The following is a 13,320-nucleotide window of genomic DNA, read 5'->3' as shown; positions in this document are numbered from 1 at the left end:
GCATCCCCGCGTGCCGCCGCCCCGGCTTGCCCTGGTCGCGCTCCTGGCCCTCGCCCTCCCGGCCGCGGCGGGCGACCTGCCGCTGCTGCCCGAGCAGCCACCGCCGGTGCCGCTGCAGCCGGCCTGGGCGGCCGCGGGCAGGCCGGTGGTGGTGATCCTGCCGGACCATCTCGGCCGCGATGCCAGGGTGGGCTTCCATGCCGAGGCGCTGCTGGCGCAGGGCCTCGCGGTCCTGGCGATCGACCTGCCCGCGGCCGAGGGGATCGAGCTCGGCGACCGGCTGCGGCCACGCCCCCCTGACCCGGCGGAGGCGGCCCCGGCGCTGCTGCCGGGGCTGCTCGCGCTGCTGCGGCAGCTTTCGACCGGCGAAGGGCAGCCCCGGCCGGTCGGGGTGCTGGGCTTCGGGACGGGTGGGGAAGCGGCGCTGCTGGCAGCCCAAGCGGACCGGGCCGGGCCGCGCTTCGCCGCGCATGCCGCGCTCTACCCGACCTGCGCCAGCGCGGCGCTGCGGCGGGACCGCCTGGCCGGCGCCCCGACCAGCGGGGCGCCGCTGCTGCTGATCATCCCGCATGGCGGCGGGGCGGGGGACATGCCCGGCGGCTGCGCCCGGCTCTATCTCCCGTCCGGCGCGCCGGGGCGGGACCCGGTGACGCTGCACGGCTATGATTCGCTCGGCTACGGCTTCGACCTTTGGCCGGCGGTCGCCTGGGCAACGGGCGATGCCGGCTTCGACCCGCTGCGCTTCGATGCGCTGCGGGCGCGGCTGGCGCGGCGCGAGATCGCGGCCTTCTTCGCCGCCGCCCTCGCCGCGCCACGGTAGGCCGTCCCGGTCAGCCCGCCGCCGGCCGCGCCTCGCCCCGGGTCTTCCACAGGCTGAGCGCGATCGAGCCGCCGATCACCGCCGCGGTCAGGGCCAGGGCATATTCCACCGGCACCGCCTTGCCGCCCGCCACGTAGTTGGCCAGCATCTTGGCGCCGACGATCATCAGCACGATCGACAGCCCATGCTTCAGGTAGCGGAAGCGGTGGATGACGCCGGAGAGCGCGAAGTACATCGCCCGCAGGCCGAGGATGGCGAAGACGTTGGCGGTATAGACGATGAAGGGGTCGTCGGTGACCGCGAAGATCGCCGGGATGCTGTCCAGGGCGAAGACCAGGTCGGTCAGCTCGACCATGATCAGCACCAGGGCCAGCGGCGTCAGCATCCAGCGGCCGCCCTCGCGCACGGCGAAGGCCTTGCCGCGGAAGCCGTCGGTCACCGGCAGCCGGCGTTCCAGCAGGCGCAGCACGGCGCCGTCGCGCGGGTCGCCCGCCTCGGCGCCGACCGAGCGCAGCATCTTCCAGCCGCTCCAGACCAGGAACAGGCCGAAGACCACCATGATCCAGTCGAATTCCCGCATCAGGGCGGTGCCGAGCAGGATCATCGCCGCCCGCATCACCAGCGCGCCGAGGATGCCCCAGAGCAGCACCCGGTGCTGGTAGGCCGGCGGCACGCCGAAGCGGGCGAAGATCAGGACGAAGACGAAGATGTTGTCGACCGAGAGCGACCACTCGATGACATAGCCGGTGAGGAATTCGAGCGCCCGCGCCTGCCGCCCTTCCTCCGGCCCGTAGGAGGTCCAGAGGAAGGCGAAGAAGCCGAGCGCCAGCACCACGTAGGCGGCGGATTTCAGCAGGGCGGTGCGCACCGGCACCGGGGCCGGGTCGCCATTGGCATCCTTCGCGGCGAACAGCCCGAGGTCGAGCAGCAGCAGGCCGAGCACGGCGGCATTGAAGATGGCCCAGAACCAGAAGGTGGGTTCCATCGCATGGTCCTCCCTGGCGCGGCGGGAGGCAGCATGCGCATCGGCAGCCACGGACCCGGACGCGCGACGTTGCGCGTGTCCGACATCGCTGCGCCCGGCCCAGACTGGGACCGCGGCGCCGCCAGAGGGGCCCGGACGGGCAACGAGGTGGGGAGACGCGAATCCGGTTTCAAGCCCGTTGTCCCGTCGCCGTCGCCGGCCCATCTGACGGTTTGCGCCGTCCGGGGTGGCGCACTAGTGTCCGCGCGGGAGCCAAGGCAGGGCCCAGGGGAGCACGCGGCATGGCCGCGGTCGCCGACCGGGGCAGGGCGTGGCCGCCTCCCGCTAACGGACCTCGGGCATCGGACCGGACGGCGCGGGAGGCGACAACAGACAAGGTTATCGGGGCGTCACATGGGTTCCTTCAGCATCTGGCATTGGCTCATCGTGCTGCTGGTCGTCCTGCTGCTTTTCGGCAGCGGCAAGATCAGCAACCTCATGGGTGACCTCGCCACCGGCATCAAATCCTTCAAGAAGAACATGAAGGAGGACGAGCCCGACGCCTCGCTCGCCGAGAGCGCACCGCCGGCCGCGACCAAGCCGGCCGGCAGCATCGGCGGCCCCGCGGGCCAGGCCGAGCCCGCCGCCACCACGACGAGCCGCCCGGCCGCCTGAGGCCGCGCGCCGGACGCGGCCGGGCCAAGCCCCGCCGCGCCGGCCCGAATTTTGACCTATGGGCGAGGCCAGGGCGCTTCCCGTGCGCGGGGGCGCCTGCTTCGCGTGCTGGATGGCAGGATGTCCGACGAGGCCTTCGCCGCCGCGACCGCGGCGATCATCGCCGCCGGGCGGCGGATGGACCGCTTCGGCTGGGTGCCGGCGACGGCGGGCAATCTCTCCGTCCGCCTGGCCGATGGCGCAGTGGCGATCACCCGGTCCGGCGGCCACAAGGGCTTCCTCGGCGCCGATGGGGTGATCCGGGTGGGGCTGGATGGCCAGCCCTTGCGCGCCGGCGACCGGCCCTCGGCCGAGACCGGGCTGCATTGCGGGATCTATCGCCGCTTCCCCGCGGCCGGCGCGGTGCTGCACGGCCATTCGGTGGCGGTCACCATGCTGTCGCGGGCGGGGGGCGACGCCATCCCGCTGGCCGGATATGAACTCCTGAAGGCGTTTCCCGGCCTGCCGACGCATGACGCGGCGATCACGCTGCCGGTCTTCGACAACGACCAGGACATTCCCCGCTTGCAGCGCGCGGTGGAAACTCGCTGGGATGCCGATGGGGAGACCCCGCCGGGCTACCTGATCCGGGGCCACGGCATCTATGTCTGGGGCGCCGACATGCCAATCGCGCTGCTGCGGCTGGAGGCGCTGGAATTCATGCTCGCCTGCGAGCTTGAGGCAAGGAGGGCCGCCTGAGATGAGCCGACTGACCGTTTGGGAGGCCGAGAGCGGCCGCCCCGTGCTGACCACCGAGGATGCCGCGGAGATCGCCGGCGCGCTCGGGAAGATCGGCGTGCGCTTCGAGCGTTGGGAAGGCGTCGCCGTCCCCGAGGATGCGACCAACGAGCAGGTGCTGGCGGCCTACCGCCCGTACCTCGACAGGCTGATGGGCGAGACCGGCGCGGGCAGCGCCGATGTCATCAGCCTGACGCCCGACCACCCGCAGGCCGCGGCCATGCGGGAGAAATTCCTCAACGAGCACATCCACACCGAGGACGAGGTCCGCTTCTTCGTCCGCGGCGCCGGCGACTTCGTCATGCATGTCGACGGCAAGGTCTGGGACGCGCATTGCGTGCAGGGCGACCTGATCAGCGTGCCGGCCAATACCCGCCACTGGTTCGACGCCGGCGAGCAGCCGCGCTTCACCGCGCTGCGGGTCTTCACCGACCAGTCCGGCTGGGTGGCGCATTTCACGGGTACCGACATGGCGACGCGCTTCCCGGTCGCGGCGTGACGCCCAAGGCGGTCCTGCTGGATATCGAAGGCACCACCACCAGCATCGCCTTCGTCAAGGACCGGCTGTTTCCCTTCGCCGCCGCGGCGCTGGACGGATTCCTCGCGGCCCATGCGCGGGACCCCGCGGTGGCGGCGATCCTGGCGGAGGTGCCGGGCGACGACGCCGCCGCGACCTTGCGCGGCTGGATGGCGGCGGATGCCAAGGCGACGCCGCTGAAGGCGCTGCAGGGGCTGATCTGGCGGCAGGGCTACGCCGACGGGCAGCTCAAGGGGCATCTCTGGCCGGATGTGGCGGACTGCCTGCGCGCCTGGGCCGCGGCCGGGGTGACGCTCGCCGTCTATTCCTCCGGCTCGGTCGAGGCGCAGCGCGACCTGTTCGGGCATTCCGCCGCCGGCGACCTGGTGCCGCTCTTCGCCGGCTTCTTCGACACCCGGGTCGGCGCCAAGCGGGAGGCACCGAGCTATGCGGCGATCGCTGCCAAGCTCGGCCTGCCACCCCGCGAGATCCTGTTCCTCTCCGACGTGGCGGAGGAACTGGACGCCGCTGCCGCGGCCGGGCTGGCCACCTGCCAATTGGTGCGCGCGGCGGATGGCACGGTCGGCTCCGGCCGGCACCCGGAGGCCACCGACTTCCCCACCGTCGCCGAGGCCTTCGGGCTGCCGGCGGCATGACGCGCAACGACTTCCTCGCCCGCTTCGGCAGTGTCTTCGAGAACCGGCCCGACCTGGTCGAGGCGGTCTGGGCGCTCGGCCCCGATTGCGGCTCGGCCGAGGCGTTGCATGCGTCCTTCGCCGCGGTGCTGCACGGGCTGCGGGACGAGGCGCTGACCATGTTCCTCGACGGCCATCCCGACCTCGCCGGCAAGCTGCTGGAGACGGGCGCGGTCACCGCGGACAGCGCGAGGGAACAGGGCTCGGCCGGGCTGGATGCGCTGGATGCGGCGGCGCGGGCCCGCTTCCTGGCGATGAACGCCGACTACCGCGCCCGCTTCGGCATCCCCTTCATCATGGCGGTGCGCGACCGCAGCGCCGCCGAGATCCTGGCCGCGTTCACCGCAAGGCTGGGCAATACGCCGGAAGCCGAGCGGGCCGAGGCGGTGCGCCAGATCGGCCGGATCCTGCTGCTGCGGCTGCACGACCGGTTCGGGACGACGGCGCAGGAGTGAAGCAAGGCTGGGGAGGAAGTATCCTCCCCAGGCCCCACCTCTGTTTTTGTGGGCTGGCACCTGCCGCACGGCCAGTCCCGACCCACAAAAGGAAAGGGCGGGGTCTGGGGAGGGAATACTTCTCCCGCCCCAACCTTTCACACCGGATGCGCCGCTAGGTGCTCCAGCAGCAGCGCGTTCACCCGCTCCGGCACCTGGTCCGCCGCATAGTGGCCGACGCCCGGCAATTCGACGAAGCGGTAGGAGGCCGCGATGAAATCCGCCGTGCCCTCGGCCGCCATCCGTCCCACCGTGTCGTCGCTATCGCCCCAGATGAACAGCGTCGGCACCCTGATCTTCGGGATCGGCCGGTGCACCGTGCCGCGGGCGCGGTACCAGGCCAGCGCCGCCTCCAGTGCCGGGACGTTGCCGAGAACCGCCAGGTGCTTCTCGGTCTGCGCCGCGGGAATGCCCTGCGCCCTGTGCCGCACCCGCAGCCAGGCGGCGTCGTCGGCCAGCAGCTTCGGCACCGCGTCGGGCTCGAGGAAGGCCTTGTGGTGGCGCGAGCGCGTCGGCTGCTCCGGGTCCTCGGCGAGCGCGCGAGCGAAGGCGCCGGGATGCGGCCGGGACAGCATGGTCAGGGACGCGATGCGGGCCGGCCAATGCGCCGCGATCTCCCAGGACAGGCTCCCGCCCCAGTCATGCCCGACCAGATGGAAGCGGCAGCCCGCCCCGCCCAGCGCATCAGCCAGGTCCAGCACGTCCTGGATCAGCCGCTCGATGTCGTATTGCGCCACATCCTTCGGGTCCGGCCGCGCGCCCGGCGAATAGCCGCGCTGGTTCGGCGCCGCGGCGAAGTAGCCGGCCGCGCCCAGCGCCGGCACCTGCGCGTCGTACAGATGGCGGGAGACGGCAAAGCCGTGCAGCAGCAGCACCAGTGGCGCCGCCGGGTCGCCGGCGACCGAGACGTCGAAGACCAGGCCCGGCCCCGTCTGCAGCTTCCGCATGTCCATGCCGGCATCCTCCCTGGGCAGGAAGGACAGCACCAGCACTCGCCGCGATCAACCCGGTGCCTTGGCCCAGGCCTCCAGCACCGTGACGGCTTCCGCCACCAGCGCCTGGCGGGCGGGGATGCGGCCCTGGCCGATCGGCGCGCCGGCCTCCCGCCGCAGCGCCGCCACGTCGCCGCCGCGACGCTTCTCCCGCGGCACGGCGGCGAGCGCCACCGCGCTGTCGGCCAGCGACGCCGCATAGACCACGCGCGCGATGCCCGCGATCTCCATGGCCGCGACGCAAAGCGCGCAGGGCTCGCAGGAGGAGAACAGCGCGCAGCCGCCGAGGTCGAGCGTGCCGAGATTGGCGCAGGCGTCGCGGATCGCCTCGGTCTCGCCATGCGAGGTGGGGTCGAGCCGGGCGCGGGAGCGGTTGAACCCCTCCCCCACCACCTGGCCGTCCTTGACCACCAGCGCGCCGAAGGGCTCGCTGCCCGGGGTCGCCGCGGCCTGGGCCGAAAGCGCGATGGCGCGGCGGAGGAAGTCGTCGTCAGTCATTCCTGATACCCATGGACTTCACCATGCCGCCCACCGTGTCGATCTGCTCGCCGACGAAACGGGCGAATTCCGGCTGGGTCATGCTGCCGGGGACGATGCCGACGCCGGCCATCCGGTCCTGCATCGCCTGGGTCCGCATCGCCGCGGCGACCTCCGCATGCAGCCGCGCGACGATCGGCGCCGGTAGGTTGGCCGGGGCGGAGAGGCCGAGCCAGTTCTGCGCCAGCAGCCCGGGCAACCCGGCCTCGGTGGCCGTCGGGACATCCGGCACGCTGGCCGCCCGCGCGGTCGCGGTCACCGCATGGGCACGCAGCCGCCCGGCCTTGATGTTCTCGACATTCTCCGGGAGCGTGTCGAAGGACAGCAGGATCGACCCGCCGAGCAGATCGGCCTGCATCGGCTGCGAGCCGCGATAGGGCGCGTGGTTCAGCGGGATACCGGTCTGCGCGGTGAACATCGTGCCGACCACATGGCCGACCGAGCCGGCCCCCGAGGTGCCGAAGGTGACCGGCTGCGACTGGGCGCGCAGCCAGCCCATCAGCCCCTTGAGGTCCTGCGCCGGGACCGAGAGGTTGGTCACCACCACCATCGGGGTGGCGCCGAGATAGGCGATATGGGTGAAGGAGGCCTGCGGGTCGTAGCCCGGCTTGGAATAGAGCGGCGGCGAGGTGACGATCGGCGCCGTGTTGCTCAGCATCAGGGTGTAGCCGTCGGCCGGCTGCTGGGCGACATGCAGCGCCGCCAAGGTGCCGCCGGCGCCCGGCTTGTTGTCCACCACCACCCGCTGGCCGAGCTTCGGCCCGAGCGCCTCGGCCAGGACGCGGGCGACGATGTCGGACGACCCGCCGGGCGGGAAGACCACGACGATGCGGACCGGCTTGGTCGGCCAGGGATCGACGGCCCAGGCCGGCTGCCCGAGGGCAAGGCAGGCGACTGCCCCGAAAAGCTGCAGCAGACGGCGCATGATGGTTGCCTTTCCCGAGAACGCCTGGGTCGGGCCGGGAAAAGCAAGCGGCGGGCCAAGGGGTGACTCGCTAGCCGGCTAAGGCTAGACAGCCGCGACCCGAGCGGCCGGGAGCACCCAGATGCTGACCACCTACACCGTCGAGAACGGCCATCTGCTGGTGCGCGAGGGTCCGCAGGATGCGGCCTCCCTGCGGCGCGCGGTCTGGATCGACCTGCTGACCCCGACGCAGGAGGAGGAGACCCAGGTTCAGGACGCCCTGGGACTGGAGATCCCGACGCGGGAAGAGATGCAGGAGATCGAAAGCTCCTCCCGCATCTACAAGGAAGGCGACGTGCTGTTCCTCACCGCGCCATTCCTCTATGGCGTGGAGGGCGGCGAGCTGGGCTCGACCGCCATCACCTTCGTGCTGGGCACCACCGCGCTGATCACCGTACGCTATGCGACGCCCAAGGCCTTTGCCGTGTTCAGCGCCCGCTGCCAGCGGACGCCGACGATGATGCTGGGCACCTCGGACGGGGTGATGCTGCATCTGTTCGAGCAGATCGTCGACCGGCTGGCCGATATACTCGAACGCATCGCCGCCGACATGGACCGCGCCAGCCAGGCCGCCTTCCGCACCGCCAAGGCCAAGGTCAAGGCGACCCGCAAGGATGCCGACCTGAAGGACGCGCTGATCACGCTCGGCCAGGTGGGGGAGGTGACGACGCGGGCGACCGAGACGTTGCTCGGCCTGTCGCGCATCCTGACCTTCGTGACCGCCGAGAAGGCGATCGCCGTGCGGAAGGAGAACCAGACCCTGATCAAGTCGCTGGTGCGCGACGTGCGTTCGCTGGTCGAGCACGCAAATTTCCTCAACGGCAAGGCGAATTTCCTGCTAGACGCCGTGCTCGGCATCATCAATGTCGAGCAGAACGCGATCATCAAGACCTTCACCGTCGCCAGCGTGGCGCTGATGCCGCCGACTTTGATCGCCAGCATCTACGGGATGAACTTCGCCAGGATGCCGGAGCTGCAATGGGATCTCGGTTATCCGATGGCGCTCGGCCTCATGGTCGTCTCCGCCGTGCTGCCCATTGTTTATTTCCGCCGCAAGGGCTGGCTCTAGCCGTCCTCACGTCGCTGCTGGCGGGACCGGTCCAGGCGGCAGGCTGCCCGGCGGGTACGGTGCGGGTGACGCTGGCGGTCACCGACCCGATGCCCACCCTTTCGGCCATCGATGGCACCGCGGCGCTGCAGGCGGCAAGCGGCCTGCCGCAGGCGGCGCGGCTGCACCATCTCGGGCTCACCGCATCCCGCGTCGAATGGGGCAGCGAGATCGACACGCGCTGGCGGGAAACGCCGGGTGGCACCTGCGCCCGGCCGGCGCGCATCGACCTGCGCTTGGCGCAGACCGAGCACGGCATCCGCATCGCCCGCGAGGTCCCGCGCGGCGGTTGCCTCTGGCGAGCGGTGGAGGCGCATGAGCGGCGGCATACCGCGCTCAACCAGGCGACGCTGCGCCGGGCCGCCACGGCGATGCGCCGGGCGGCCGAGGCCTGGGCGCCGCGGGCCGAGGGGCACGGGCCGGACGCGGCGGCGGCGGTGGCGCAGCTGCAGGCCGGGCTGCGACAGGCGATCGAGCCGGCGCTGGCGGCAATGCGGGCCGCCCGCGATGCCGGCCATGCGGCGATCGACAGCCCAGAGGAATACGCCCGGCTGTCGCGCCTCTGCCCGGCCGACCAGGCGGTGCTGCGGCGGGCGCTGGGGCTGGACTAGGCGCGGCGCCGCTTGCCAGCCCGGCCTCCAGCTTGCATCCATGCGGGGCAATCCGACCGCCACGATCATCCCGGGGACCAGCATGCCGGCCACGCATCATATCGAACCGACCATCCCGAATATCCGCTGGGGCGCCTTCGATGCCGCCTTTGCCCCGGTCAAGGAGGTCGACCCCGGCGACCTGGTCATCCTTGAATGCGTCTCCGGCGCGAAGGAGGTCATGCCCCCCGCCGGCAGCGGGCTGCAGGTCCCGGAGAAGCTCGCCGCCATCCAGGCCGCCGGCGTGCCGCGGATGGGCCCGCATATCCTGACCGGCCCCGTGGCGGTGAAGGGCGCCGAGCCGGGCGACGTGCTGCGGGTGGACATCGAGAAGATCGAGCTCGGCGCCGATTGGGGCTTCTGCGCCTTCCGCCCGCTGGTCGGCACCCTGCCGGAGGACTTCCCCTACCACCGCGTGCTGCACATCCCGGTGGACCGCGCGGCGATGACCTGCAAGGTGCCGGTCGGCCCGGGCGTGACCATCCCGATGGCGCCCTTCTTCGGCGTCATGGGCGTGGCGCCGCCGCCGGAATGGGGAACGATCAGCACGAAGGAGCCGCGCGCGCATGGCGGCAACCTCGACAACAAGGAATGCGGCGAGGGCGCCACGCTGTTCCTGCCGGTCTTCGTCCCCGGCGCGAATTTCTCGGCCGGCGACGGCCATGGCGTGCAGGGCGACGGCGAGGTCTGCATCAACGCGCTCGAGATGTGCCTGACCGGCCACTTCCGCCTGTCCCTGGAGAAGGGCGGCGGCGCCCGCGATCCGATCCTGAAATACCCGCGCGCCGAGACGAAGACCCACTATATCAGCATGGGCATGCACGAGGATCTCGACGTCGCCATGAAGACGGCACTGCGCGAGATGATCGCCTTCATCGTCTCGCGTTCCAACCTCTCGGCCGCCGATGCCTACCAGATCTGCAGTCTGGCAGTGGACTTCCACGTGACGCAGACGGTGAACGGCGAAAAGGGCGTGCACGGCATGCTGCGCAAGGGCCTGCTGTTCTGAGGCGCAAAGGGGGCGGCATCAGCCGCCCCCGCTTAGGTCAGACGAAGCGCCGGACCTGCCGCCGCGCGTCGCGCACCAGGTGCCGCGCCGCCGGCACGACCATCCGTCCGGCACCCGCCCGCCGCGCCGCGCCGAGGCCCAGCACCAGCGCGCCGAGCCCCGCCAGCACCGTCGCCGTCAAGGCGGGATGCAGCTGCGCTTCCAGGAACAGGCTGGTCTTGCGTACCGGCGAGACCGGCCGCGTCAGACTCTTCTCCGTGCCGTCCTCGCGCGGCTGGTAGAGGTTGTCGGCGCGCTCCGGCTTCGGCCGCTTGTCGCTGACCTGCGCCGGGTAGCCGATCGTCTCCATCAGCAGGTCGGTGGCGCGCGGGAAAGCCGCGCCCAGCAGCGAGATCGCATGGCCGCCGAAGCCAACGACGATCTCCCGCTTGCGGTGCTCGCAGGCATGCAGGATGGCGCGCGCCACCAGGTCGGGTTCGTAGGCCGGCGGCGGCACCCGCACGCCGGGGCTGTCCAGCAGGTTGCGCGCATGGTCCTGGAAGCCGGTCTCGATGCCGGAGGGCTTGATCAGCGTCACGCTGATCGGCCGGCCGTCGCGCTCCAGTTCCATCCGCAGCGCCTCGGTGAAGGCGCGCACCGCATGCTTGGTGGCCGAATAGGTGCCCTGCAGGATCATCGCCCGGTCCGACAGCACGCTGCCGATGTTGACGATGGCGCCGCCGCGGCCGCGCAGGGCCTTTGCCGCGATCAACGAGCCATGCACGAGGCCCCAGTAGTTGGTGTCGAACAGCCGCTTCTGGTCCTCGACCGGGGTCTGCTCCAGCGTGCCGTAGATGCTGGTGCCCGCGTCGTTCACCCAGGAATCGATGCCGCCGAAGGTCTGGCTGGCCTTCTCCGCCGCCGCTTCCAGCGCCTTTTGATCGCCGACATCGGCCACCGCGAAATCCGCCTGGGCACCGCGGCCGCGCAATTCCTCGGCGATGGTGCGCAGCGCAGCCTCGTTGCGGGAGATCAGGAAGACGCGGGCGCCGGCGCGGGCGGCACGCCGCGCGGTGGCGAGGCCGATGCCGGAACTCGCGCCGGTGATGACGATGGTCTGTTGCGACAGCGGCTTCAGCCGGATTTGCGGCATGGGGATACCTCAAGCTTTCGGGGGGTGCGGCCTCAACCGACACCCCCCGCGCCGGTTCCCCTGCCTTAGACCTTCAGGGTCCCCGCCATCGCCGCCGCGTAACGCTGCGCCACCGCATCCCAGTTCACCACGTTCCACCACGCCCTGGTGTATTCGGCGCGGCGGTTCTGGTAGCGCAGGTAGTAGGCGTGCTCCCAGACGTCGTTGCCGAGCAGCACCCGGCCGCCGTCCATCAGCGGCGTGTCCTGGTTGGGCTTCTGCACGATGGCCAGCTTGCCGTCCTTCGTGACGGTCACGAAGGCCCAGCCGGAGCCGAATTGGGTGTTCCCGGCCCGCTCGACCGCGGCGCGGAAGGCATCGATGCCGCCCAGGTCGCGGTCGATCGCCGCCAGCAGCGCACCCGTCGGCTGGCCACCCTTGCCGCCCATCACGCCCCAGAACATCGTGTGGTTGGCATGGCCACCGCCGTTGTTGCGGACCGCGTTGCGGATGCCCTCGGGCAGCTCGGGCAGCTTCGCCAGCATCTCCTCGATCGGCAGGGCGTGCAGCGCCGAGTGGTCCTTCACCGCGGCGTTCAGGTTGTTCACATAGGCTGCGTGGTGCAGGTCGTGGTGGATCTGCATGGTGCGGGCGTCGATTGCCGCCTCGTTCGCCTCCAGCGCATAGGGCAGCGGCGGCAGGGTGAAGGGACCGGTCGGCGCGGCCGGCGCCGGGCCTTGGGCGAAGACGCGGCGCGGGGCTGCGGCAAGCAGCGCGGCGCCGCCGAGCAGCAGGCCACGGCGGCTGGCGGATAGCGACATCGGCGGTCTCCCAGGGTTGTTGCGGTGCAATTGGGTTGGGCAGCGGCGCTACCAAGGCCATCCGGCTATCGCAAGGCGCGGAAGGCGAAGGCCGCATAGGGGTCCCAGGCGACGCTCGCCGGCCCGCCGATCCGCGGCATCCGGCTGCCGGCCGGGCGCTTCGCCACCAGCACGCCGCCACGGCCGAGTTCCAGCAGCAACCGCACATGGTCGCCGAGGAAGATCACGTCGCGCAGCGCCGCCGCCAACGCGCCCTCGCCCATCTCCTCGGCGCTCATCGCCGCCACCGCCACGCGTTCCGGCCGGATCGCCACGATGCAGCGGCTGCCCGGGCCGGCGGCATCGGCACGGCGCGCCCAGAGCTCCGGCCCGCAATCGAGCCGCACCCGGCACTCCTCGTCCTCCAAAGCCGTCACCGTGCCGGGCAGCCGGTTGTTCTCCCCCAGCAGGCCGGCGACGAAGCCGGTGGCGGGATCGTCGTAGACCTGCTGCGGCGTGCCCTGCTGCACCACCTCGCCGGCTTCCAGCACCACGAGGTGGTCGGCCAGCAGCATGGCCTCGGCCGGCTCTCGCGTCGCCAGCACCACGGTCAGGCCGATGCGGCGGAACAGCGCCCGCCAGTCCAGCGCCAGCCGGGCCCGGGTGGCGTGGTCCAGCCCCTCCAGCGGTTCGTCCAGCAGCAGCACCGCGGGCTGCGGTGCCAGCGCCCGGGCCAACGCCAGGCGCCGCCGCGGCACGGGCCCGAGATCGCCGAGCCGAGCCGCCTCCTGCCCGTCCAGCCCCAACTGGGTCAGGGCGCGGGCGACATGCGCAGCACGCTGCGAGGCAGGCAGGGCCAGCACGGGTTCGGTCACCAGGCGCTCGACCGTGCGACTCGCGGGCATGCCGTTCATTGGCTGGAACAGGCCGAAGCCGCGCCAGCCGGCCGGCTGGCGGTCCAGCTCGGCGCCGTCCAGCAGCACGCGGCCGGCATCGGGCGAGGCCAGTCCGGCCAGCAGGCGCAAGACGCCCTCCTGGCCGGCGCCCGGCGGGCCGAGCAGCACCGTGCAGCCACCGCGCGGCACCACCAGGTCGATGCCGAGCAGGCCGAGCGCCGGCTTGCGCACGGCCTCGAAGCGCAGCAGCGGCGCGTCCATGCGACTCCCCCGGATATGGCGTGGCAGGCTTCGCACCCGGCGCCGTGTGC

At 71.9% G+C, this 13,320-nt stretch carries 16 protein-coding genes; 9 read left to right on the top strand and 7 right to left on the bottom strand.

The window, feature by feature from the left end; translation table 11 throughout:
* Positions 1-10 precede the first annotated feature (10 nt).
* On the top strand, positions 11-820 hold the full coding sequence (locus ACFQS7_RS14580) for a dienelactone hydrolase family protein (protein WP_380067812.1): 810 nt from the start codon (positions 11-13) through the stop codon (positions 818-820).
* Between the two features lie 10 nt (positions 821-830).
* Here ACFQS7_RS14580 and ACFQS7_RS14575 read toward each other — a convergent pair whose 3' ends face one another.
* Positions 831-1,805 (bottom strand): TerC family protein, encoded by a 975-nt coding sequence (locus tag ACFQS7_RS14575; RefSeq protein ID WP_380067811.1) that lies wholly within the window; start codon positions 1,803-1,805, stop codon positions 831-833.
* A 393-nt stretch (positions 1,806-2,198) separates the two neighbouring features.
* Here ACFQS7_RS14575 and ACFQS7_RS14570 point away from each other — a divergent pair, with 393 nt between their 5' ends.
* From ACFQS7_RS14570 to uraD, 5 genes are all read left to right on the top strand, one after another.
* Positions 2,199-2,459 carry a twin-arginine translocase TatA/TatE family subunit gene (locus ACFQS7_RS14570; protein ID WP_380067810.1) on the top strand — a complete coding sequence of 87 codons (261 nt, stop codon included), beginning with the start codon at positions 2,199-2,201 and terminating at the stop codon, positions 2,457-2,459.
* Positions 2,460-2,579: 120 nt separating this feature from the next.
* Positions 2,580-3,197 (top strand): methylthioribulose 1-phosphate dehydratase, encoded by a 618-nt coding sequence (locus tag ACFQS7_RS14565; protein ID WP_380067809.1) that lies wholly within the window; start codon positions 2,580-2,582, stop codon positions 3,195-3,197.
* A gap of 1 nt (position 3,198) precedes the next feature.
* Positions 3,199-3,735 (top strand): acireductone dioxygenase, encoded by a 537-nt coding sequence (locus ACFQS7_RS14560; protein ID WP_380067808.1) that lies wholly within the window; start codon positions 3,199-3,201, stop codon positions 3,733-3,735.
* Positions 3,732-4,409 carry an acireductone synthase gene (mtnC, locus tag ACFQS7_RS14555; RefSeq protein WP_380067807.1) on the top strand — a complete coding sequence of 226 codons (678 nt, stop codon included), beginning with the start codon at positions 3,732-3,734 and terminating at the stop codon, positions 4,407-4,409. Before ACFQS7_RS14560 ends, mtnC begins: the two co-directional genes overlap by 4 nt.
* Positions 4,406-4,903: a 2-oxo-4-hydroxy-4-carboxy-5-ureidoimidazoline decarboxylase gene (uraD, locus tag ACFQS7_RS14550; protein ID WP_380067806.1), complete on the top strand. Its 498-nt coding sequence runs from the start codon at positions 4,406-4,408 to the stop codon at positions 4,901-4,903. Before mtnC ends, uraD begins: the two co-directional genes overlap by 4 nt.
* 137 nt (positions 4,904-5,040) lie before the next feature.
* Here uraD and ACFQS7_RS14545 read toward each other — a convergent pair whose 3' ends face one another.
* The 3 genes from ACFQS7_RS14545 to ACFQS7_RS14535 are packed head-to-tail and all read right to left on the bottom strand — an operon-like array spanning position 5,041 to position 7,396.
* Complete coding sequence (locus tag ACFQS7_RS14545) at positions 5,041-5,895, bottom strand: alpha/beta fold hydrolase (RefSeq protein WP_380067805.1); 855 nt, start codon at positions 5,893-5,895, stop codon at positions 5,041-5,043.
* 48 nt (positions 5,896-5,943) lie between these two features.
* Positions 5,944-6,432, bottom strand: coding sequence for a nucleoside deaminase (locus ACFQS7_RS14540; protein WP_380067804.1), 489 nt, complete (start codon positions 6,430-6,432; stop codon positions 5,944-5,946).
* Entirely contained in the window at positions 6,425-7,396 is a 972-nt protein-coding gene (locus ACFQS7_RS14535) for a Bug family tripartite tricarboxylate transporter substrate binding protein (RefSeq protein ID WP_380067803.1), read from the bottom strand. Before ACFQS7_RS14535 ends, ACFQS7_RS14540 begins: the two co-directional genes overlap by 8 nt.
* Positions 7,397-7,517: 121 nt before the next feature.
* Between ACFQS7_RS14535 and corA the strand changes: the two genes are divergently transcribed.
* The 3 genes from corA to ACFQS7_RS14520 are packed head-to-tail and all read left to right on the top strand — an operon-like array spanning position 7,518 to position 10,202.
* Positions 7,518-8,504 (top strand): magnesium/cobalt transporter CorA, encoded by a 987-nt coding sequence (corA, locus tag ACFQS7_RS14530; protein ID WP_380067802.1) that lies wholly within the window; start codon positions 7,518-7,520, stop codon positions 8,502-8,504.
* A gap of 59 nt (positions 8,505-8,563) precedes the next feature.
* Positions 8,564-9,154: a hypothetical protein gene (locus tag ACFQS7_RS14525; protein ID WP_380067801.1), complete on the top strand. Its 591-nt coding sequence runs from the start codon at positions 8,564-8,566 to the stop codon at positions 9,152-9,154.
* Between the two features lie 40 nt (positions 9,155-9,194).
* Positions 9,195-10,202 (top strand): acetamidase/formamidase family protein, encoded by a 1,008-nt coding sequence (locus ACFQS7_RS14520; protein ID WP_380067800.1) that lies wholly within the window; start codon positions 9,195-9,197, stop codon positions 10,200-10,202.
* Between the two features lie 37 nt (positions 10,203-10,239).
* Here the strand turns inward: ACFQS7_RS14520 and ACFQS7_RS14515 are convergent, their stop codons facing one another.
* The 3 genes from ACFQS7_RS14515 to ACFQS7_RS14505 form a co-directional block, all read right to left on the bottom strand.
* Positions 10,240-11,334 carry an SDR family oxidoreductase gene (locus ACFQS7_RS14515; RefSeq protein WP_380067799.1) on the bottom strand — a complete coding sequence of 365 codons (1,095 nt, stop codon included), beginning with the start codon at positions 11,332-11,334 and terminating at the stop codon, positions 10,240-10,242.
* A 65-nt stretch (positions 11,335-11,399) separates the two neighbouring features.
* Positions 11,400-12,134, bottom strand: coding sequence for a superoxide dismutase (locus ACFQS7_RS14510; protein WP_380067798.1), 735 nt, complete (start codon positions 12,132-12,134; stop codon positions 11,400-11,402).
* 65 nt (positions 12,135-12,199) lie between these two features.
* Complete coding sequence (locus ACFQS7_RS14505) at positions 12,200-13,270, bottom strand: ABC transporter ATP-binding protein (protein WP_380067797.1); 1,071 nt, start codon at positions 13,268-13,270, stop codon at positions 12,200-12,202.
* Positions 13,271-13,320: the final 50 nt, after the last annotated feature.

Origin of the sequence: Dankookia sp. GCM10030260 (assembly GCF_042666655.1) — a bacterium.
In the GTDB taxonomy this organism is placed as follows: Bacteria; Pseudomonadota; Alphaproteobacteria; order Acetobacterales; family Acetobacteraceae; genus Paracraurococcus.
This window is presented reverse-complemented; position numbering and strand designations above follow the sequence as displayed.